This window comes from Serratia sp. LSHTC3, from assembly GCF_057197125.1.
Genome location: NZ_JBXUNP010000005.1, coordinates 133,724 through 152,344 on the forward strand (window position 1 = coordinate 133,724; position 18,621 = coordinate 152,344).

The 18,621-nt window shown below is 59.9% G+C and carries 17 protein-coding genes and 1 other annotated feature; of the genes, 11 read left to right on the top strand and 6 right to left on the bottom strand.

What is annotated here, in order from left to right; genetic code table 11:
* Positions 1-23: 23 nt before the first annotated feature.
* A complete protein-coding gene (locus AC2CGI_RS18950) occupies positions 24-902 on the top strand; it encodes a metal ABC transporter substrate-binding protein (RefSeq protein ID WP_021504668.1) in 879 nt (292 codons plus the stop codon).
* Between the two features lie 108 nt (positions 903-1,010).
* Here AC2CGI_RS18950 and ykgO read toward each other — a convergent pair whose 3' ends face one another.
* The 4 genes from ykgO to sdeX form a co-directional block, all read right to left on the bottom strand.
* Positions 1,011-1,151: a type B 50S ribosomal protein L36 gene (gene ykgO / locus AC2CGI_RS18955; protein WP_004940304.1), complete on the bottom strand. Its 141-nt coding sequence runs from the start codon at positions 1,149-1,151 to the stop codon at positions 1,011-1,013.
* 12 nt (positions 1,152-1,163) lie between these two features.
* On the bottom strand, positions 1,164-1,418 hold the full coding sequence (locus tag AC2CGI_RS18960) for a type B 50S ribosomal protein L31 (RefSeq protein WP_004940303.1): 255 nt from the start codon (positions 1,416-1,418) through the stop codon (positions 1,164-1,166).
* Positions 1,419-1,604: 186 nt separating this feature from the next.
* Positions 1,605-4,751 carry a multidrug efflux RND transporter permease subunit SdeY gene (gene sdeY, locus AC2CGI_RS18965; RefSeq protein WP_015376860.1) on the bottom strand — a complete coding sequence of 1,049 codons (3,147 nt, stop codon included), beginning with the start codon at positions 4,749-4,751 and terminating at the stop codon, positions 1,605-1,607.
* A gap of 17 nt (positions 4,752-4,768) precedes the next feature.
* On the bottom strand, positions 4,769-5,956 hold the full coding sequence (gene sdeX, locus AC2CGI_RS18970; RefSeq protein ID WP_015376861.1) for a multidrug efflux RND transporter periplasmic adaptor subunit SdeX: 1,188 nt from the start codon (positions 5,954-5,956) through the stop codon (positions 4,769-4,771).
* A gap of 142 nt (positions 5,957-6,098) precedes the next feature.
* On the opposite strand from sdeX, the gene acrR reads away from it, so the two are divergent.
* From acrR to mscK, 3 genes are all read left to right on the top strand, one after another.
* Entirely contained in the window at positions 6,099-6,782 is a 684-nt protein-coding gene (gene acrR, locus AC2CGI_RS18975) for a multidrug efflux transporter transcriptional repressor AcrR (RefSeq protein WP_049810854.1), read from the top strand.
* 11 nt (positions 6,783-6,793) lie between these two features.
* The gene (locus AC2CGI_RS18980; RefSeq protein WP_004940282.1) at positions 6,794-7,147 is read left to right on the top strand and encodes a DsrE/DsrF/TusD sulfur relay family protein; all 354 of its coding nucleotides are present in this window, start codon (positions 6,794-6,796) and stop codon (positions 7,145-7,147) included.
* A 101-nt stretch (positions 7,148-7,248) separates the two neighbouring features.
* Complete coding sequence (gene mscK, locus AC2CGI_RS18985) at positions 7,249-10,632, top strand: mechanosensitive channel MscK (RefSeq protein ID WP_076740501.1); 3,384 nt, start codon at positions 7,249-7,251, stop codon at positions 10,630-10,632.
* Positions 10,633-10,673: 41 nt separating this feature from the next.
* Here mscK and rsmS read toward each other — a convergent pair whose 3' ends face one another.
* On the bottom strand, positions 10,674-10,853 hold the full coding sequence (rsmS, locus tag AC2CGI_RS18990; RefSeq protein WP_004940278.1) for a pleiotropic regulatory protein RsmS: 180 nt from the start codon (positions 10,851-10,853) through the stop codon (positions 10,674-10,676).
* 106 nt (positions 10,854-10,959) lie between these two features.
* Positions 10,960-11,496 carry a primosomal replication protein PriC gene (priC, locus tag AC2CGI_RS18995; protein ID WP_004940276.1) on the bottom strand — a complete coding sequence of 179 codons (537 nt, stop codon included), beginning with the start codon at positions 11,494-11,496 and terminating at the stop codon, positions 10,960-10,962.
* A 134-nt stretch (positions 11,497-11,630) separates the two neighbouring features.
* Here priC and AC2CGI_RS19000 point away from each other — a divergent pair, with 134 nt between their 5' ends.
* The 7 genes from AC2CGI_RS19000 to adk all read left to right on the top strand — a co-directional run bounded on the left by AC2CGI_RS19000 (position 11,631) and on the right by adk (position 18,599).
* The gene (locus AC2CGI_RS19000) at positions 11,631-12,011 is read left to right on the top strand and encodes a DUF454 family protein (protein ID WP_004940275.1); all 381 of its coding nucleotides are present in this window, start codon (positions 11,631-11,633) and stop codon (positions 12,009-12,011) included.
* A gap of 153 nt (positions 12,012-12,164) precedes the next feature.
* Complete coding sequence (gene apt / locus AC2CGI_RS19005; RefSeq protein ID WP_015376864.1) at positions 12,165-12,716, top strand: adenine phosphoribosyltransferase; 552 nt, start codon at positions 12,165-12,167, stop codon at positions 12,714-12,716.
* 92 nt (positions 12,717-12,808) lie between these two features.
* Positions 12,809-14,767: a DNA polymerase III subunit gamma/tau gene (gene dnaX, locus AC2CGI_RS19010; RefSeq protein WP_015376865.1), complete on the top strand. Its 1,959-nt coding sequence runs from the start codon at positions 12,809-12,811 to the stop codon at positions 14,765-14,767.
* Positions 14,100-14,164 (top strand) — a sequence feature (DnaX frameshifting element). (Overlaps the previous gene by 65 nt.)
* Before the next feature lie 41 nt (positions 14,768-14,808).
* A complete protein-coding gene (locus AC2CGI_RS19015) occupies positions 14,809-15,138 on the top strand; it encodes a YbaB/EbfC family nucleoid-associated protein (RefSeq protein ID WP_004940264.1) in 330 nt (109 codons plus the stop codon).
* Positions 15,138-15,743 (top strand): recombination mediator RecR, encoded by a 606-nt coding sequence (gene recR, locus AC2CGI_RS19020; RefSeq protein WP_004940263.1) that lies wholly within the window; start codon positions 15,138-15,140, stop codon positions 15,741-15,743. The genes AC2CGI_RS19015 and recR overlap by 1 nt, the downstream gene beginning before the upstream one ends.
* Positions 15,744-15,886: 143 nt before the next feature.
* Positions 15,887-17,752 carry a molecular chaperone HtpG gene (gene htpG, locus AC2CGI_RS19025; RefSeq protein WP_021504664.1) on the top strand — a complete coding sequence of 622 codons (1,866 nt, stop codon included), beginning with the start codon at positions 15,887-15,889 and terminating at the stop codon, positions 17,750-17,752.
* A gap of 202 nt (positions 17,753-17,954) precedes the next feature.
* Positions 17,955-18,599, top strand: coding sequence for an adenylate kinase (gene adk / locus AC2CGI_RS19030; RefSeq protein WP_004940261.1), 645 nt, complete (start codon positions 17,955-17,957; stop codon positions 18,597-18,599).
* Positions 18,600-18,621 lie beyond the last annotated feature (22 nt).

Here is an 18,621-nt window from a genome sequence, read left to right on the forward strand (position 1 = left end):
AGTGCCATTTGCAAGGAGAAAATATGAAACGTTTACCTATATCGCTGGCGGTAGCTGCTCTGCTGGCCAGCCCATTGGCGATGGCGAAGACCGTCGACGCCGTCGCCAGCTTTTCCATTCTCGGAGATATCGTCAAGCAGGTGGGCGGCGATCACGTCAAGGTCAGCACGCTGGTGGGGCCGGATGGCGATCCGCACAGTTTCGAGCCTTCACCACAGGACGGCAAGAAGCTGGCTCAGGCTGATGTGGTATTCGTCAGCGGCCTGGGGCTGGAAGGGTGGATCGATCGCCTGGTCAATGCTTCGGGTTATAAAGGGCAGGTGATCACCGCTTCACAGGGCATCAACACCCGCCAGATGGAAGAGGATGGCAAACCGATTACCGATCCTCACGCCTGGAACAGCATGAAAAACGGCGTGCAGTACGCCACCAACGTTATGAACGCCCTGATCGCCGCCGATCCTGAGGATGCCAACTATTTTCGCCAGCGTGGCGCCGACTACATTCAGCAGCTGCAAAAGCTGGATCTGTGGGCCAAAACCCAGTTCGCCGCAGTGCCACCACAGAAACGCAAGGTGCTGACCAGCCATGATGCCTTTGGCTACTTTGGACAAGAGTATGGCGTCACCTTCCTCGCCCCGGTCGGATTTTCCACCGAAGCGGAAGCCAGCGCCAGCGACGTGGCGAGCCTGATTAAGCAGATTAAACAGGAGAAGGTTAACGCTTACTTTATCGAAAACCAGACCGATCCGCGGCTGGTGAAGCAGATTGCCGCCGCCACCGGCGCCAAGGCGGGCGGCGAGCTGTACCCTGAAGCGCTCTCCCGCGCCGGTGGTCCGGCGGCCACCTATGAGCAGGCGTTCAAACACAATGTCGACACGTTGCTGAGCAGCATGAAGTAATCTCTGCCCCCCCGCCCGCGGGTGGGGGACAGCTTGCAGGCACTTTCTCGCCATAAAAAAAGCCCCGTTGAGCAGCAACGGGGCTTTGCGACAGATGACACTTGGGAGTTAACGCTTTTTCTTACGTCCCTGTACCGCTTTGAATCGCGGATTGCTTTTACAGATCACATAGATGCGGCCACGACGACGCACGACTTTGCAATCCGGATGGCGATTTTTCGCCGAACGCAATGAACTCAATACCTGCATGGGGTTTCCTTGTTACTTATTGCCGATAAAGCGGCCAAAGCGCTGCTGGAAGCGCGCCGTGCTGCCTTCTTTGGAATAGTCTTTCTGCTTACCGGTGTAATACGGATGCGAAGCGGAAGAGACGTCGAGGGTGACATACGGCCAGCTTTCGCCGTCCAGTTCGATAGTGCGATCGGTTTTGATGGTCGATCCCACTTTGAAGTAGGCATTGGCGCTGACGTCGTGGAACACCACGGTGCGATAATCGGGATGGATGCCGGGTTTCATAATGGCTCTCTCGTGTAATGTTATACTATAACAATAATTATGCGCCGACCTGGCATCATGATCAAGCGTAAATTGCACTCACGAGCGAATTAATGAGAACGGTTTGCATTAAGCAACTGAAGCAAAAGAAAAAGGCCGCATGCGCGGCCTTTTCGATTATCGGGTGGAGCTCACATCACTGAGCGATCAGTGGTGCTCTACCGGGTGGCTGTGTTCCAGGTCTTCGTTCTTCTTGCTGAAGCGGCGGCGAACCACCACGAAGAACACCGGTACGAAGAAGATCGCCAATACGGTCGCGGTGATCATCCCGCCCATTACGCCGGTACCTACCGCGTTCTGTGCGCCGGAGCCTGCGCCGCTGCTGATAACCAGCGGCAGAACCCCGAGGATGAAGGCCAGGGACGTCATCAGGATTGGACGCAGACGCATACGCACTGCTTCCAATGTCGCCTCGATCAGGCCTTTGCCTTCTTTTTCCATCAGGTCTTTGGCGAATTCCACGATCAGGATGGCGTTCTTCGCCGATAGACCAATGGTGGTCAGCAACCCTACCTGGAAGTACACGTCGTTGTTCATGCCGCGCATCGTCGCGGCCAACAACGCACCGATAACCCCCAGCGGCAATACCAGCATGACCGAGAACGGCACGGACCAGCTTTCATACAGCGCCGCCAGACACAAGAACACCACCAGAATCGAGATGGCGTACAGCGCCGGCGCCTGGTTGCCCGACAGACGTTCCTGATAGGACATGCCGGTCCAGTCGTAACCGATGCCGCTTGGCAGTTTGGACGCCAGTTGCTCCATCAGGTTCATCGCTTCACCGGTACTCTTGCCCGGTGCGGCCTGGCCCAGAATTTCCATCGACGGCAAGCCGTTATAGCGTTCCAGACGCGGTGAGCCGTATTCCCATTTCGCCGAAGAGAAGGCGGAGAATGGCACCATCTGGCCGCTAGTACCGCGCACATACCACTTGTTGATGTCTTCCGGCAGCATGCGGAACGGCGCTTCGGCCTGTACGTACACCTTCTTCACACGACCGCGGTCGATGAAGTCGTTGACGTACGAGCCACCCAGCGCGGTGCTCAGCGTGCTGTTAATGGTGGTGATGCTCACGCCCAACGCCTTGGCTTTCTCCTGATCGACGATCAGTTTGAACTGCGGCGTATCTTCCAGGCCGTTCGGGCGCACGCCCACCAGCACATCCGGATGCTGAGCAACCATGCCCAACAGCTGGTTACGCGCTTCGGTCAGTTTTTCGTGCCCCAGGCCGCCCTGGTCAATCAGCTCGAAGTCGAAGCCGGTTGCGGTACCGAGTTCGATAATCGCCGGCAGGTTGAACGGGAACACCAGGCCTTCTTTAATCTGCGAGAAGGCGCCCATGGCGCGACCGGCGATCGCTTCTACCTTGTTCCCGGCCCCCGGCCGCTCGCCCCAGTCTTTCAGGCTGACGAATGCCAGGCCGTTGTTCTGGCCGTTACCGTTGAAGCCGAAGCCCGCGACGGTAAACACCGAAACCACGTTGTCCTTTTCCTTGTTCAGGAAGTAGTCAGAGACTTCTTCCAGCACTTTGTTGGTGCGGGACTCGGTGGCGCCGGCAGGCAACTGCACCATGGTCAACAGGATGCCCTGATCTTCGTCCGGCAGGAACGAGGAAGGCAGGCGCAGGAACAGCAGGCCCATGCCAACCACGATCAGCAGGTAGATGATCAGATAGCGGCCGGTGCTGCGCAGGATGTTGCCCACGCTGTCGGTATAGTGATGCGTGCTTTTCTCGAACATGCGGTTAAACCAGCCGAAGAAGCCTGTTTTAACCCCGTGATCGCCTTTCGGGATCGGTTTGAGCATGGTGGCGCACAGCGCCGGCGTCAGGATCAAGGCCACCAGCACCGACAGCGCCATCGCGGACACGATGGTGATCGAGAACTGGCGATAGATGGCGCCGGTTGAGCCGCCAAAGAACGCCATCGGCACGAATACCGCTGACAGCACCATGGCGATGCCCACCAGCGCGCCCTGGATCTGGCCCATCGATTTACGGGTGGCTTCTTTCGGCGGCAGCCCCTCTTCGGACATGACGCGCTCGACGTTTTCCACCACCACGATGGCGTCATCTACCAGCAGGCCGATCGCCAACACCATGCCGAACATCGTCAGGGTGTTTATCGAGAAGCCGAACGCCGCGAGTATCGCAAAGGTCCCCAACAGTACTACCGGCACCGCGATGGTTGGGATCAGCGTCGCGCGGAAGTTCTGCAGGAACAGATACATCACCAGGAACACCAGGATGATGGCTTCGATCAGCGTTTTCACCACTTCGTTGATGGAGATTTTAACGAACGGGGTGGTGTCGTACGGATAAACCACTTTCATCCCTTGCGGGAAGAATGGCGCCATCTTGGCCAGCTCGTCTTTCACACCTTTGGCGGTGTTCAAGGCGTTGGCGCCGGTTGCCAGTTTGATACCCAGGCCGGCGGCAGGCTTGCCGTTATAACGTGCGGTAACGGCATAGCTTTCCGCGCCGCGCTCGATGTGAGCGACGTCGCGCAGGCGCACCTGGGAACCGTCGGTATTCACCTTCAGCAGGATCTTGCCGAACTCTTCCGGCGAAGTCAGACGGGTCTGCGCGATGATCGAGGCGTTCAACTGCTGCCCCGGCACCGGCGGCAGGCCGCCCAGCTGGCCAGCGGCGATCTGGTTGTTCTGCTCGGTGATGGCGGAGGTCACGTCCGTGGTCGTCAGCTGGTAGTTGTTCAGCTTGTTCGGATCCAGCCAGATACGCATCGCGTACTGGGCACCGAACAGCTGCACTTCACCCACGCCGGACGAACGGCTGATCGGATCCTTGATGTTGGACGCCACGTAGTCCGCAATATCGTCCTGCGTCATGTTCGGATCGTCGGAAACGAAGCCGGCCACCATCAGGAAGCTGCTGCTGGATTTTTCTACTTTCAGGCCCTGTTGCTGAACTTCTTGCGGCAGCAGCGGGGTGGCCAACGACAGTTTGTTCTGAACCTGAACCTGCGCGATGTCAGGATCGGTGCCGGATTCAAACGTCAGGGTAATGGTGACGCTACCAGAGGAATCACTGGTGGAGGACATGTACATCAGGTTATCGATACCGTTCATGTTCTGTTCGATAATCTGTGTGACGGTATCCTGCACCGTTTTGGCATCTGCGCCCGGGTAGTTGGCGGAAATACTCACCGCCGGCGGTGCAATAGTGGGATACTGCGCGATGGGCAGTTTCATTATTGCAAGCACCCCCGCCAACATGACGATGATGGCGATTACCCAGGCGAAAATTGGGCGGTCTATAAAGAACTTAGCCATGTATTACAGGCTCCTTTTTATGACTTCTGCGCTTCAGACTGCGGCTGTTTTTGCGCCTGAGTGTCAACTTCCTGCACTTTTACCTGCGCGCCCGGATGCACTTTCATCAGGCCGGAGACGATCACGCGATCGCCGGCTTTCAGGCCATCGGTAACCAGCCATTTGTCGCCAATCGCCTGGTCCGCCTTCAACGTGCGCAGCTCAACTTTGTTGTCTGCCCCTACCACCAACGCCGTCGCGTCGCCGCGCGGGTTGCGGGTGACGCCCTGTTGAGGCACCAGCAACGCATCGCTGCGTACGCCTTCGTCCAGACGGGCGCGCACGAACATGCCAGGCAACAGCGTATCGTTCGGGTTAGGGAACAGGGCGCGAATGGTAATGGAGCCGGTGGTCTCATCGACGGTGACGTCAGAGAATTCCAGCGTGCCTTCCTGCGCATATTCGGTGCCGTTTTCCAGCATCAGTTTCACCTTGGCCTTGCCGTTTTCCTGCTTCAGCGCGCCGCTGGCCAGTTCTTGCTTCAGGCGCAGGAAGTCGGTGCTCGACTGGGTGACGTCGACATACATCGGATCCAACTGCTGCACGGTGGACAGGGCGGTCGCCTGGCCGTTGCTGACCAGCGCGCCTTCGGTCACGGCGGATTTGCCGATGCGGCCGGAGATCGGGGAGGTCACTTTGGTGTACGCCAGATTAATGCGCGCGGTTTCGACGGCGGCCTTGGCGGCCACCACGGCGGCATCCGCTTGCTGCAGCGTGGAGACGGCGTTGTCGTAGTCCTGCTTACTGATATAGCTGGTACCCAGCAATGGCTTGTAGCGGTTTACCGTCACGCGCGCGATGGAAGCGCTGGCCTGCGCTTTGGCCAAATCGCCTTTCGCGCTGTCGTAGCTGGCCTGATAGGTCGCGGGATCGATTTGGTACAGAGACGTCCCGGCCTTGATATCACTGCCTTCAACGAAGTTACGCTTCAGGATGATGCCGCTGACCTGAGGGCGAACTTCGGCGATACGATACGCAGCGGTGCGGCCAGGAAGATCGGTAGTGATGTTGAGAGGCTCGGCCTTCAAGGTGACTACGCCCACTTCAGGTGCCTGTTGTTGGGCACCTTGCTGTTGGGTTTCTTTATCGTTACATCCTGTTAGCACTAAGCTGCCTGAAAGCATCAGAACGGCCGCCAGAGGCGTTAACCCTCTGTTTTTGTTCATAGAAAAACCTCAAGTGTCCGATTTCAAAATGATCAATGGATCACAAGCTTTAAAACCCATTGCTGCGTTAATTATATGTGCGTGCTATGGTACATACATTCGCGAATGTATGTAAATCACACTCCCCCTAAATAACAATGCCATGGCACGAAAAACCAAACAGCAGGCGCAAGAAACCCGACAGCAAATCCTCGATGCTGCGGTGAGAGAGTTCTCTGAACGTGGCGTTGCTGCAACGTCACTGACAGATATTGCCACCGCTGCTGGGGTTACGCGTGGAGCCATTTACTGGCACTTCAAGAATAAGGTAGACCTGTTTAATGAAGTTTGGGAATCTACCGAGCCGAAAATTGACCAGCTCGAAACAGAGTATCAGGCAAAGTTTCCCGATAATCCACTGCGGGTTATCCGGGAAATTCTGATTTACGTTCTGACGTCTACGGTTGAAGACGGCCGCAGGCGGGCGTTGATGGAAATTATATTCCACAAATGCGAGTTTGTCGGTGAAATGATGCCGCTGCTGGATTCGCGCAAGGTGCTGTACCTCGCCGGTTACGAACGCATCGAAGCGGTGCTGTACAACTGCATTCACCACGGGCAATTGCCGGCCGATCTGCACACTCGTCGCGCGGCGATCATCCTGCGCGGTTATATCACCGGCCTGCTGGAAAACTGGCTGTTTATGCCGGAAAGTTTCGATTTGCGGGCCGAAGCCGAAGCGCTGGTGGATGCGTTTTTGGAGATGCTGCAGTTTTGCCCCACCTTGCGCCTCAGATCCGATATGCCGACGGCAGCACCGCCCAACGCCGGCTCCCTGCCTTTATAAGGAGAGATTTCATGTCATCAGTCGTTCTCATCGCCAATGGCGCCGCCTATGGCCACGAATCCTTGTTCAATGCGCTGCGGTTGGCCATCGCCATGAAAGAGCAGCAGAGCAGTCTCGATCTGCGGCTGTTTCTGATGTCCGATGCGGTGGTGGCCGGGTTGGCCGGGCAGCAGCCGCACGAGGGGTACCACCTGCAGCAGATGCTGGAAATCCTCACCGCGCAGCAGGTGCCGGTCAAGCTGTGCAAGACCTGCGCCGACGCGCGCGGCGTCAGCCGCTTGCCGCTGGCGGACGGCGTGGCGATCGGCACGCTGGTCGAGCTGGCGCAGTGGACGCTGGCGGCGGAGAAAGTGCTGACTTTCTGATTTCGCGACAATGGGACATCACCGGCAACGCTTTTGTTGTTCGTTGCCTGCCGGCTGTCGTGATAATCTTCAGGCTTCTTAACCGATTCCGAAGCTAAATCATGCATCGCTGGTTGACTCTGCCCTCTCTGGCGCCGCGCTCGTTTGTCGGCGCATGCCGGCGGCGCATCGCCGCCGCGACACTTCTTTTCCTGATTTGCGCGCTGAGCTTGCCGACACAGGCGGCGCTGAACGGCGATCTGCCGCAGCGCAGCGAAGTGCAAAGCCAGCTGGAAACGCTGAGCAAGCAAAAAGCCCTGACGCCGGTCGAAAAGCTGTCCCAACAGGATTTAACCCGCACGCTGGAGCTGCTGGACGCCCTCGAGCGCAACCGGCAAGACGCCGCGCAGCTTAAACAGCAGGTGCAGCAGGCGCCGGCGAAGCTCAATCAGGTCACTGCCGAACTGGATGCGCTGAAGCAGCCGGTGGACAATGCGGCGGCGCGCGCTGCGCTGTTGCCGTTGTCGCTGCGCCAGTTGGAAAGCCGGCTGTATCAAACGCTCGACGAGCTGCAAAGCGCGCAGGAGAGCCTCTCCACCTACAACAGCCAACTGGTGTCGCTGCAAACCCAGCCCGAGCGGGTACAAAGCACCATGTACGCCGCCTCGCAGCGCCTGCAGGAGATCCGCAGCCAGCTCAGCGGCCAGACGCCGGGGCAAGATTCGCTGCGCAACAGTCAACAGGTGATGCTGAGCACCGAGCAGGCGCTGCTCAATGCGCAGCTGGAGCTGCAGCGCAAGAGCCTGGAAGCCAATACCACGCTGCAGGATCTGCTGCAAAAGCAGCGCGACTACACCACGGCGCATATCGACGCGCTGGATAAGTCAGTGCAGTTGCTGCAGGAGATCGTCAACAGCAAGCGGTTGACGCTGTCTGAAAAGACCGCCAAAGAGGCGCAGAACCCGGAAGACGCCACCGATATCCAGCACGATCAGCTGGTCAGCAAGCAGCTGGACGTCAACCGCCAGCTGAGCCAGCGGCTGATTGCCGCCACCGAAGAGAGCAACACCCTGTTCCAGCAGAATATTCGGGTCAAAAACTGGCTCGATCGCGGGCTGCAGGCGGAGCGTAACCTGAAAGAGCAGATCCAGGTGCTGAAGGGCAGCCTGGTGCTGTCGCGCATCCTGTATCAGCAGCAGCAGAGCCTGCCGCAGGGCACGCTGTTGGCGGATATGGACACGCGCATCGCCGATTTGCGGCTGGAGCAGTTCGATATCAATCAGCAACGCGACGATCTGTTCAAGGGGGAGGATTACATCAACCAGCTGGTGGCCGAAAGCAAGGAAAAGGCCGGCCCGGAAGTGATCGACGCGTTGAACGAGATCGTCGACATGCGCCGCGAGCTGTTGGATCAGCTGAACAAACAGCTCAGCAACCAGCTGTCGCTGTCGATCAACCTGCAGATCAATCAGCAGCAGCTCACCAGCGTCTACGGTTCGTTGCAGGATACGCTGACCCAGCAGATCTTCTGGGTCAACAGCAACAAGCCGGTCGATCTGGCGTGGCTGAAGGCGATGCCAGAGGCGGTGCGCGATCAGCTTGCCGGGCTAGATATCAAATTCGACGGCGGCAAGCTGGTGCAGGGCGGGTTGAATGCGCTGGTGTTCCTGATCCCGATGCTGTTGGCGATCGGGGTATTGCGCTGGCGCTACCGGCTGATCGACGGCCATTTACAAAAGCTGGCCAGCGATGTGGGGCAACTGAAGCGCGACGGCCAACTGCATACGCCGAAGGCTATCGCGCTGACCTTGCTGAAGGTATTGCCCGGCGCCGCGCTGCTGCTCGGCGTCGGTTTCTGGATGTATCGCGCCGATTTCGGCATCAGCGACTTTATCTGGGCATTGTCGCAGCAGCTGGCGCTGTCGTGGCTGGTGTTCGGCTTCAGCTATCGCATGCTGAAACCGGGCGGCATTGCCGAGCGGCATTTCAACTTCGGCGCCAATCTGTGCGCGCATTACCGCCGGCAGACGCTGCGGCTGGGATTGGCGCTGCAGCCGCTGATCTTCTGGTCGGTATTGGGCGAAAAAGCGCCGCTGCGCCTGGTGGAAGACGTTATCGGCCAGATCGTGGTGATGCTGACGCTGGCGCTGCTCGCGGTGCTGGTGTTCCCGCTGTGTCGCGACAGCTGGCGCGAAAAGGGCTCGCACGCCGTGCGGCTGATGGTGGTTACTGCCATAGCCGCCACGCCGCTGATCCTGCTGGGGCTGATGTTCGCCGGTTACTTCTATACCACGCTGCGACTGGCCAGCCGCTGGATAGACAGCCTGTATCTGTTTTTCCTGTGGAATATCGTGTACCTGACCGCGCTGCGTGGCCTGAGCGTGGCGGCGCGGCGTCTGGCCTACCGGCGCGCGTTGGCGCGGCGGCAAAACGTGGCGAAAGAAGGAGCCGAAGGCGGTGAACCGGTGGTGGAAGAGCCGCCGCTGGCGCTCGATCAGATCAACCAGCAGTCGCTGCGCCTGACCACCCTGGTGCTGTTCGCCATCTTCGCCAGCGCCTTCTATGCCATTTGGTCGGATCTGGTGACGGTCATCGCTTATCTGGACAGCATCACGCTGTGGCATTACACCAGCACCGTGGCGGGCAGCAGCGTGGCGCAGGCGGTGACGCTGGGCAACATGATGGTGGCGATCGCCGCAGTGATCGTCGCCTACGTGCTCACCCGCAACTTGCCTGGTCTGCTGGAGGTGGTGGTGCTGTCGCGGCTGCAGCTGCGGCAGGGGGCGTCCTATGCCATCACCACCGTGCTCACTTACCTGATTACCGCTGTGGGCGCCGTGGTGGCGCTGGGATCGCTCGGCGTCTCCTGGGACAAACTGCAATGGCTGGCCGCCGGTCTGACGGTCGGGCTGGGCTTCGGGTTGCAGGAGATCTTCGCCAACTTCGTCTCCGGCCTGATCATTCTGTTCGAACGCCCGATCCGCATCGGCGATACCATCACCATCGGCACCTTCTCCGGTTCGGTCAGCAAGATCCGCATTCGCGCCACCACCATTACCGACTTCGATCGCAAAGAGGTGATCATTCCGAACAAGGCGTTCGTCACCGAGCGGCTGATCAACTGGTCGCTATCCGACACCATCACTCGCGTGCTGATCAAGGTCGGCGTGGCCTACGGCTCCGATCTCGACAAGGTGAAAAAGGTGCTGCTGCAGGCGGCGCACGACAACCCGCGGGTGATGACCGATCCCGAACCGCAGGTGTTTTTCCTCAACTTCGGCGCCAGCACGCTGGATCACGAACTGCGGCTCTATGTGCGCGAACTGCGCGATCGCAGCTACACGGTGGACGAACTGAATCGCTCAATCGACCGCTTGTGCCGGGAAAACGGCATCGACATCGCCTTCAACCAGCTGGAGGTGTATCTGCATAACCAGCAGGGCAACGAAGTGCAGGAAGTGAAAAGAACGCTGTCGCCGGACGACGGCGGCCAGACGGCGGGCTGATGAACGTTGAAGGACGAAAGGGACAGCGGCGCTGTCCCTGGTTACTGTCCGGCGGGCAGATAGGGCGAGGTGACGCCGGCGCGCTGCAGCTTTTCCTGATAATCTCGTTTGACGATATCCAGCGCCGCCAGTGCGGTGACCGGATCGATCTCGTTGCATTCCAGCAGGTAAATCAAGTCTACCGCCAGCTGCAGTTCGGGTGAGGCGTTTTCCAGAGACATAGCACCTGCGCTTATTAATTAATGGGATGAATAACTCGCGTACCGGCAGAGTATAGTGAACCCGGCGCGCAACCGGGAATAATCATTAAAATATTGTGATAAATCTTCAAAAACCGTTTTCTTTGCGCTCGATATTGCGCTCGATGCGCGCCAACGCCTGACGACAGCGCATCAGCCGCCCCTCCAGCGCCGCCAGCTCGTGCTGCAGTTTTTGCTGCGCCGCCAGCGTGGTTTGGCGGCCGAGCAGGCTTTCCCGATCCTGAATCATGGCGATCAGCCGGCGTTCGTAGTCCTGATGTTCGGCCAGCTTGTGGTACAGATCGGCCTCGGGGGCTTCTTTCGGCTGGTTCTTGCGCCGCAGCGCCTGGGTCGCCAGCTCGCGCTGCAGGGCGGCGATCTGAGCCACCAGTTTTTCGGCCAGAAAGGCCACCTGGCTGGTGCGGTTGTCGTTGGCGGCGCTTTGCAGCTGGGCGAAATTCTTCTCCACCTCGGCCAGGTAGTCGCGCAGCCGCGTGCCGCGATTGGCGAACAGGGCGGCGTCGAAGCGCGCCTGCGGGATCGGAACGTCGCCGCGCGGGGTCACTTCGGCCGCCAGCGCCGCGATCTGCTGTGCCAACACCTGTAATAGACGCTGAGTGCTCACATAAGCTCCCTCTTGATTTCAACAGGCGTAAGCTTGCCCGCGATGCTGCTGTGAAACAAGCGCCGCATGCATATTCCGCCGGCGCGGCGCCGATGCTACAGTAAGCCGCAACCGGTTGAGGAGCGAAGAGCCGCATGACGCGTGGGTTATTGATCATTTTGGGCTGGCTGGCGGTGGTGCTGGCGACGTTGGGCGTGGTGCTGCCGCTGCTGCCGACCACGCCGTTCCTGCTGTTGGCCGCCTGGTGTTTCGCCCGCTCTTCGCCGCGCTTTCATCACTGGCTGCTGCACCGTTCCTGGTTCGGCCCTTACCTGCGCCACTGGCAGCAGCATCGCGCGCTGCCGCCGGGGGCGAAGTGGAAGGCGGTGCTGGTGATCGTGCTGACCTTCGCCTGTTCGCTGTGGCTGGTGAAAATCTGGTGGGTGCGCGGGCTGTTGCTGCTGATGCTGGCCATTTTGCTGACCTTTATGCTGCGTCTGCCGGTTATTGACCTGCCGCAACAAAAACAGCGCTGATTGTGCGCCGCTGGTTGCATTTGTCCGCCAGTTTGCATAGATTTGGGCGTTTTCGTGCGCGGATCGCCTGCCATTTCTTCTCCGGTGTGTTTCTCCCGGGGGCGGCGGGTGAGCGGCGCGCCGGTTTTCAGGCAGTTTTATCAGGCAACAATTATGACCGCTACTGCGCAGCAGCTTCAGTTTATTAAAGACAGTATCAAAACCATCCCGGATTATCCGAAGCCGGGCATCCTGTTCCGCGACGTGACCAGCCTGCTGGAAAACCCGTTGGCCTATGCCGCCAGCATCGAGCTGCTGGTTGAGCGCTATCGCGAAGCGGGCGTGACCAAGGTGGTGGGTACCGAAGCGCGTGGTTTCCTGTTCGGCGCGCCCGTCGCGCTGGCGCTGGGCGTCGGTTTCGTGCCGGTGCGCAAACCGGGCAAACTGCCGCGCGCCACGCTCAGCGAAAGCTATGAGCTGGAGTACGGCACCGACAAGCTGGAGATCCACACCGATGCCATCACCGCGGGTGACAAAGTGCTGGTGGTGGACGATCTGCTGGCGACTGGCGGCACCATCGAAGCGACCACCAAACTGATCCGCCGCCTGGGCGGTGAAGTGAACGATGCCGCGTTCATCATCAACCTGCCGGATCTGGGCGGGGAAGCGCGTCTGAACAAGCTGGGCATCGATTGCTACTGCCTGGTGGATTTCGCCGGTCATTGATGCGGCATCGCCCCTCGGGCACAACGGCCTCGCGGATCGCCGCGGGGCTGTGTTAGCATGACCCTCCAGATTCCTCGACTTCTCCGGTATTAATGAGCTATCAGGTTCTCGCCCGTAAGTGGCGCCCTCAAACGTTCGCAGACGTGGTCGGCCAGGAACATGTCCTGACCGCGCTGGCCAACGGCCTCTCACTGGGGCGGATCCATCACGCCTATCTGTTCTCGGGCACGCGCGGCGTGGGAAAAACCACCATCGCCCGCTTGCTGGCCAAAGGCCTGAACTGTGAAACCGGCATCACCGCCACGCCATGTGGCCAATGCGACAACTGCCGCGAGATCGAGCAGGGACGCTTTGTCGATCTGATCGAGATCGACGCCGCTTCCCGAACCAAGGTGGAAGATACCCGCGATCTGCTGGACAACGTCCAGTACGCGCCGGCGCGCGGCCGCTTCAAGGTCTACCTGATCGATGAAGTGCACATGCTCTCGCGCCACAGCTTCAACGCCTTGCTGAAGACGCTGGAAGAGCCGCCGCCGCACGTCAAATTCCTGTTGGCCACCACCGATCCGCAAAAGCTGCCGGTGACCATTCTCTCGCGCTGTCTGCAGTTCCACCTCAAAGCGCTGGACGTCGATCAGATCCGTCAGCAGCTGGAAACGGTGCTGACGGCGGAGCAGATCACCAGCGACGCCCGCGCGCTGCAGCTGCTGGCGCGCGCCGCCGATGGCAGCATGCGCGACGCGCTGAGCCTGACCGATCAGGCGATCGCCATGGGGCAGGGGCAGGTGACCGCCGCCACCGTCAGCCAGATGCTCGGCACGCTCGATGACGAGCAGCCGCTGGCGATCCTCGAAGCGCTGGTCAGCGCCGACGGCGAAAAGGTGATGGCGCAGGTCGCGCAGGCCGCTTCGCGCGGTGTGGACTGGGAAAACTTGCTGGTGGAGACGCTGGCGCTGCTGCATCGCATTGCGATGGTGCAGCTGTTGCCTTCGATGCTCGACAACCAATACGCCGCCGTGGAGCAACGGCTGCGCGAGCTGGCGCGCACCCTGCCGCCGGCCGATGTGCAACTTTACTACCAGACGCTGTTGGTGGGCCGCAAAGAGCTGGCCTATGCGCCGGATCGCCGCATGGGGGTTGAGATGACCCTACTGCGCGCGCTGGCGTTTCACCCGAAAGCGGTGATCCCGGAGCCGGTGGCGTTGGTGCAGACCGCGCCGGCGCCGATGGCGCAGCCGCAGGCCGCCGCATCGCCACAGCCGCCGCAGTTTCAGGACGCGCCGCCGCCGCTAGGGCAGCCGGCCGCGCCGCAGCGACAATCATCGACTCCTTTACCGGATGCCACCGCCCAGCTGTTGAAAGCGCGGTCCCAGCTGCAACGGCAGCAGGGAGCATCCACACCAAAAAAGAATGAGCCGGCGGCGCCAGGAATAGCGCGGCCGGCAAACTCGGCGCTGGGGCGTTTGGCTTCGGTGACCGAGCGCAGCCAGCAGCGCCTGGCGGAGAAGAAGGTGCCGGAAAAACCGGCGAAACCGGAAGCTTATCGCTGGCGCGCGCAAACCGAGCCGGAAGCGGCGCCGGAACCGCTGGCGACGCCGAAAGCGCTGCGCACGGCGTTGGAACATGAGAAAACGCCGGAGCTGGCCGCCAAGCTGGTGGTGGAGTCGCTGGAGCGCGACGCCTGGGCGGCAGAAATCGATAAGCTGAAGATCCCGAAATTGGTGCAGCAGCTGGCGTTGAACGCCTTCAAGCAGCAGCCGGAGCCGGGCAAAATTAACCTCCATCTGCGGTCTTCGCAGCGCCATCTGAATTCGCCTTCGGCGCAGAAGACGCTGGCCGACGCGCTCGGTGAGCTGTACGGCGGCCCGATTGAGCTGACCGTGGTGGAGGACGATAATCCGGCGGGGCGCACCCCGCTGGAGTGGCGACAAGCCATCTATGAAGAAAAACTGGCGCAGGCGCGCCAGTCCATCGAAGCGGATACCAACATTCAGACGCTGCGCCGATTCTTCGACGCGGATCTGGATGAAGAGAGTATTCGCCCCCTTTAAACGCCGCGCGAGGTGCGCGGCCCTAGCGACGAGAGACGACTATGTTTGGTAAAGGCGGTCTGGGCAACCTGATGAAGCAAGCCCAGCAAATGCAAGAAAAAATGCAGCAGATGCAGGAAGAAGTCGCCAAATTGGAAGTGACCGGCGAATCCGGCGCGGGCCTGGTGAAAGTCACCATCAACGGCGCGCACAACTGCCGCCGCGTGGAGATCGATCCTAGCCTGATGGAAGACGACAAAGAGATGCTGGAAGATCTGATCGCCGCGGCGTTTAACGACGCCGCGCGCCGCATCGAAGAGACTCAGAAAGAGAAAATGGCCTCCGTCTCCAGCGGCATGCAGTTGCCGCCTGGCTTCAAGATGCCGTTCTGATGCAAACCAGCCCGCTCCTTGAATCCCTGATGGAGGCGCTGCGCTGTTTGCCGGGCGTCGGCCCGAAATCGGCGCAGCGCATGGCGTTTCAACTGCTGCAGCGCGATCGCAGCGGCGGCATGCGCCTGGCGCAGGCGTTGACGCGCGCGATGTCGGAGATTGGCCACTGCGCCGACTGCCGCACCTTCACCGAACAGGACGTCTGCACCATCTGCGCCAATCCGCGCCGCCAGCAAAACGGCCAGATTTGCGTGGTGGAAAGCCCGGCGGATATCCACGCCATCGAGCAGACCGGCCAGTTCGCCGGGCGCTACTTTGTGCTGATGGGGCATCTGTCGCCGCTGGACGGCATCGGGCCGGGCGATATCGGTCTGGATCGCCTGGAGCAACGGCTGGAAAAGGAAAGCATCACCGAAGTGATCCTCGCCACCAACCCGACTGTGGAAGGGGAGGCGACCGCCAACTACATCGCCGAGATGTGCGGCCAGTATGGCGTGCTCGCCAGCCGCATCGCCCACGGCGTGCCGGTGGGCGGCGAGCTGGAGATGGTCGATGGCACCACGCTGTCGCATTCGCTGGCCGGGCGCCACGCCATCAAGTTCTGATGTTTTCCCGGATGGGGCCGCCCGGCCCCATTGTTTTTTGCCAAAAAAATCCCGCCGTCCGCTTGAAAAACAACACCCTGACCCTCATCTGATCCTCATTGTTCGATTTTGGTAGCCATTGTCTTTTGAGGTAATCAATGAGTATGAAAGGTCAAGAAACCCGCGGGTTCCAGTCTGAAGTAAAACAGCTGCTTCATTTGATGATCCATTCGCTGTACTCCAACAAAGAAATTTTCCTGCGTGAGCTGATTTCCAACGCCTCTGACGCCGCCGACAAGCTGCGCTTCCGCGCTCTGTCCGCGCCGGAGCTGTATGCCGGCGACGGCGAGCTGCGCGTACGTTTGTCCTTCGATAAAGAGCAGCGCACCCTGACCATCGCCGACAACGGCATCGGCATGCGCCGCGAAGAAGTGATTGAAAACCTCGGCACCATCGCCAAGTCAGGCACTAAAGCGTTCCTGGAATCCATCGGTTCCGATCAGGCGAAAGACAGCCAACTGATCGGTCAGTTCGGCGTCGGTTTCTACTCGGCGTTCATCGTGGCGGACAAAGTGACCGTGCGCACCCGCGCCGCCGGCGCCGCCGATGACGAGGGCGTGTTCTGGGAGTCCGCCGGCGAAGGCGACTACACCATCGCCGACATCACCAAAGAGACCCGCGGCACCGAAATCACCCTGCATCTGCGCGAAGGCGAAGATGAGTACCTCGACGCCTGGCGCCTGCGCTCGGTGATCGGCAAATATTCCGATCACATCGCTTTGCCGGTGGAGATCGAAAGCAAGAACGAAGAAGACGATACCGTCACCTGGGAGAAGATCAACAAGGCGCAGGCCCTGTGGACTCGCAGCAAGGCTGACGTGACCGACGAAGAGTACAAAGAGTTCTACAAACACATCGCCCACGACTTCACCGATCCGCTGAGCTGGAGCCACAACCGGGTGGAGGGCAAGCAGGAATACACCAGCCTGCTGTACATCCCGGCGCAGGCGCCGTGGGACATGTGGAACCGCGATCACAAGCATGGCCTGAAGCTGTATGTGCAGCGCGTGTTCATCATGGACGACGCCGAGCAGTTCATGCCGAACTACCTGCGCTTCGTGCGCGGCCTGATCGACTCCAACGATCTGCCGCTGAACGTGTCGCGCGAGATCCTGCAAGACAGCCGTGTGACGCAAAACCTGCGCGGCGCGCTGACCAAGCGCGTGTTGCAGATGCTGGATAAGCTGGCCAAAGACGACGCCGAAGGCTACCAGAAATTCTGGCAGCAGTTCGGTCTGGTGCTGAAAGAGGGCCCGGCGGAAGACAACGGTAACCAGGAAGCGATCGCCAAACTGCTGCGCTTCGCCTCTACCCACGGTGACAGCTCGGCGCAGACCGTATCGCTGGAAGACTACGTCGGCCGCATGGCGGAAGGGCAGGAGAAGATTTACTACATCACCGCCGACAGCTACGCCGCGGCCAAGAGCAGCCCGCACCTGGAGCTGTTCCGCAAGAAAGGCATCGAAGTGCTGCTGCTGTCCGATCGCATCGACGAGTGGATGATGAGCTACCTGACCGAGTTCGACGGCAAGCCGTTCCAGTCGGTCAGCAAGGCGGATGAAGCGCTGGATAAACTGGCGGATGAAACCGAAGAGCAGAAGGCCGCCGAGAAGCAACTGGAACCGTTCATCGAACGCGTGAAAACCCTGCTGGGCGATCGCGTGAAGGATGTGCGCCTGACGCACCGCCTGACCGATACGCCGGCGATCGTGGTAACCGACGCCGACGAAATGAGCACCCAGATGGCCAAGCTGTTCGCCGCCGCCGGTCAGCAGGCGCCGGAAGTGAAGTACATTTTCGAGCTTAATCCGGAACATGCTCTGGTCAAACGCGCATCCGACGTGGGCGATAACGAACATTTCGCCGAGTGGATCGACCTGTTATTGGATCAGGCGCTGCTGGCTGAACGCGGCACGCTGGAGGATCCGAACCTGTTCATCCGCCGCATGAACAAGTTGCTGTCCGCCTAAAGTTGAAGATATGCGCCCTTAACGGCACCGTTAGGGGCGCATTTTCGGTTTTTCCCCGCCTTTTCTCGCCTTTTGTTCGTCGGTTTTTTTGCACATTCCGCAATCGATTTCCTTCGCGCGCCTTGAGCCTGCCCCCCCTGAAATGGTATCGTTGAGCGTTTTCGCAATTTTATAAAAACTACATAGCAAGGGGATTTACGCAATGCGTATCATTCTGCTGGGCGCTCCGGGCGCTGGTAAAGGTACTCAGGCTCAATTCATCATGGAGAAATACGGCATTCCGCAAATCTCCACCGGTGATATGTTGCGCGCAGCCGTGAAGGCCGGCAGTGAACTGGGCAAGCAGGCGAAAGAGATCATGGACGCCGGCAAGCTGGTGACCGATGAGCTGGTGATCGCGCTGGTCAAAGAGCGCATCGCTCAGGAAGATTGCCGCAAGGGCTTCCTGCTGGACGGTTTCCCACGCACCATTCCGCAGGCTGACGCGATGAAAGAAGCCGGCATCAACGTGGACTTCGTGCTGGAGTTCGACGTGCCGGATGAGCTGATCGTTGACCGCATCGTTGGCCGCCGCGTGCACGCGCCATCCGGCCGCGTATACCACGTGAAATTCAATCCGCCGCAGGTGGAAGGCAAAGACGACGTGACCGGCGAAGAGCTGACCACGCGCAAGGACGATCAGGAAGAGACCGTGCGCAAGCGTCTGGTGGAATACCATCAGATGACCGCGCCGCTGATCTCTTACTACAGCAAAGAAGCGGCAGCGGGCAACACCCAATACCGCAAAATCGACGGCACCCGCAAGGTGGCCGAAGTGAGCGCAGAGCTGGCGACCATCCTCGGTTGATCGCAAGCGCATCGTGCATGAC

Coding starts and splice junctions, on each gene's coding strand:
- apt (WP_015376864.1), top strand. CDS start 12,165: ATGACCGCTACTGCGCAGCAGCTTCAGTTTATTAAAGACAGTATCAAA.
- ykgO (WP_004940304.1), bottom strand. CDS start 1,151: ATGCAGGTATTGAGTTCATTGCGTTCGGCGAAAAATCGCCATCCGGAT.
- AC2CGI_RS18980 (WP_004940282.1), top strand. CDS start 6,794: ATGTCATCAGTCGTTCTCATCGCCAATGGCGCCGCCTATGGCCACGAA.
- htpG (WP_021504664.1), top strand. CDS start 15,887: ATGAAAGGTCAAGAAACCCGCGGGTTCCAGTCTGAAGTAAAACAGCTG.
- recR (WP_004940263.1), top strand. CDS start 15,138: ATGCAAACCAGCCCGCTCCTTGAATCCCTGATGGAGGCGCTGCGCTGT.
- AC2CGI_RS18960 (WP_004940303.1), bottom strand. CDS start 1,418: ATGAAACCCGGCATCCATCCCGATTATCGCACCGTGGTGTTCCACGAC.
- sdeY (WP_015376860.1), bottom strand. CDS start 4,751: ATGGCTAAGTTCTTTATAGACCGCCCAATTTTCGCCTGGGTAATCGCC.
- AC2CGI_RS18950 (WP_021504668.1), top strand. CDS start 24: ATGAAACGTTTACCTATATCGCTGGCGGTAGCTGCTCTGCTGGCCAGC.
- sdeX (WP_015376861.1), bottom strand. CDS start 5,956: ATGAACAAAAACAGAGGGTTAACGCCTCTGGCGGCCGTTCTGATGCTT.
- acrR (WP_049810854.1), top strand. CDS start 6,099: ATGGCACGAAAAACCAAACAGCAGGCGCAAGAAACCCGACAGCAAATC.
- AC2CGI_RS19000 (WP_004940275.1), top strand. CDS start 11,631: ATGACGCGTGGGTTATTGATCATTTTGGGCTGGCTGGCGGTGGTGCTG.
- dnaX (WP_015376865.1), top strand. CDS start 12,809: ATGAGCTATCAGGTTCTCGCCCGTAAGTGGCGCCCTCAAACGTTCGCA.
- rsmS (WP_004940278.1), bottom strand. CDS start 10,853: ATGTCTCTGGAAAACGCCTCACCCGAACTGCAGCTGGCGGTAGACTTG.
- AC2CGI_RS19015 (WP_004940264.1), top strand. CDS start 14,809: ATGTTTGGTAAAGGCGGTCTGGGCAACCTGATGAAGCAAGCCCAGCAA.
- adk (WP_004940261.1), top strand. CDS start 17,955: ATGCGTATCATTCTGCTGGGCGCTCCGGGCGCTGGTAAAGGTACTCAG.
- mscK (WP_076740501.1), top strand. CDS start 7,249: ATGCATCGCTGGTTGACTCTGCCCTCTCTGGCGCCGCGCTCGTTTGTC.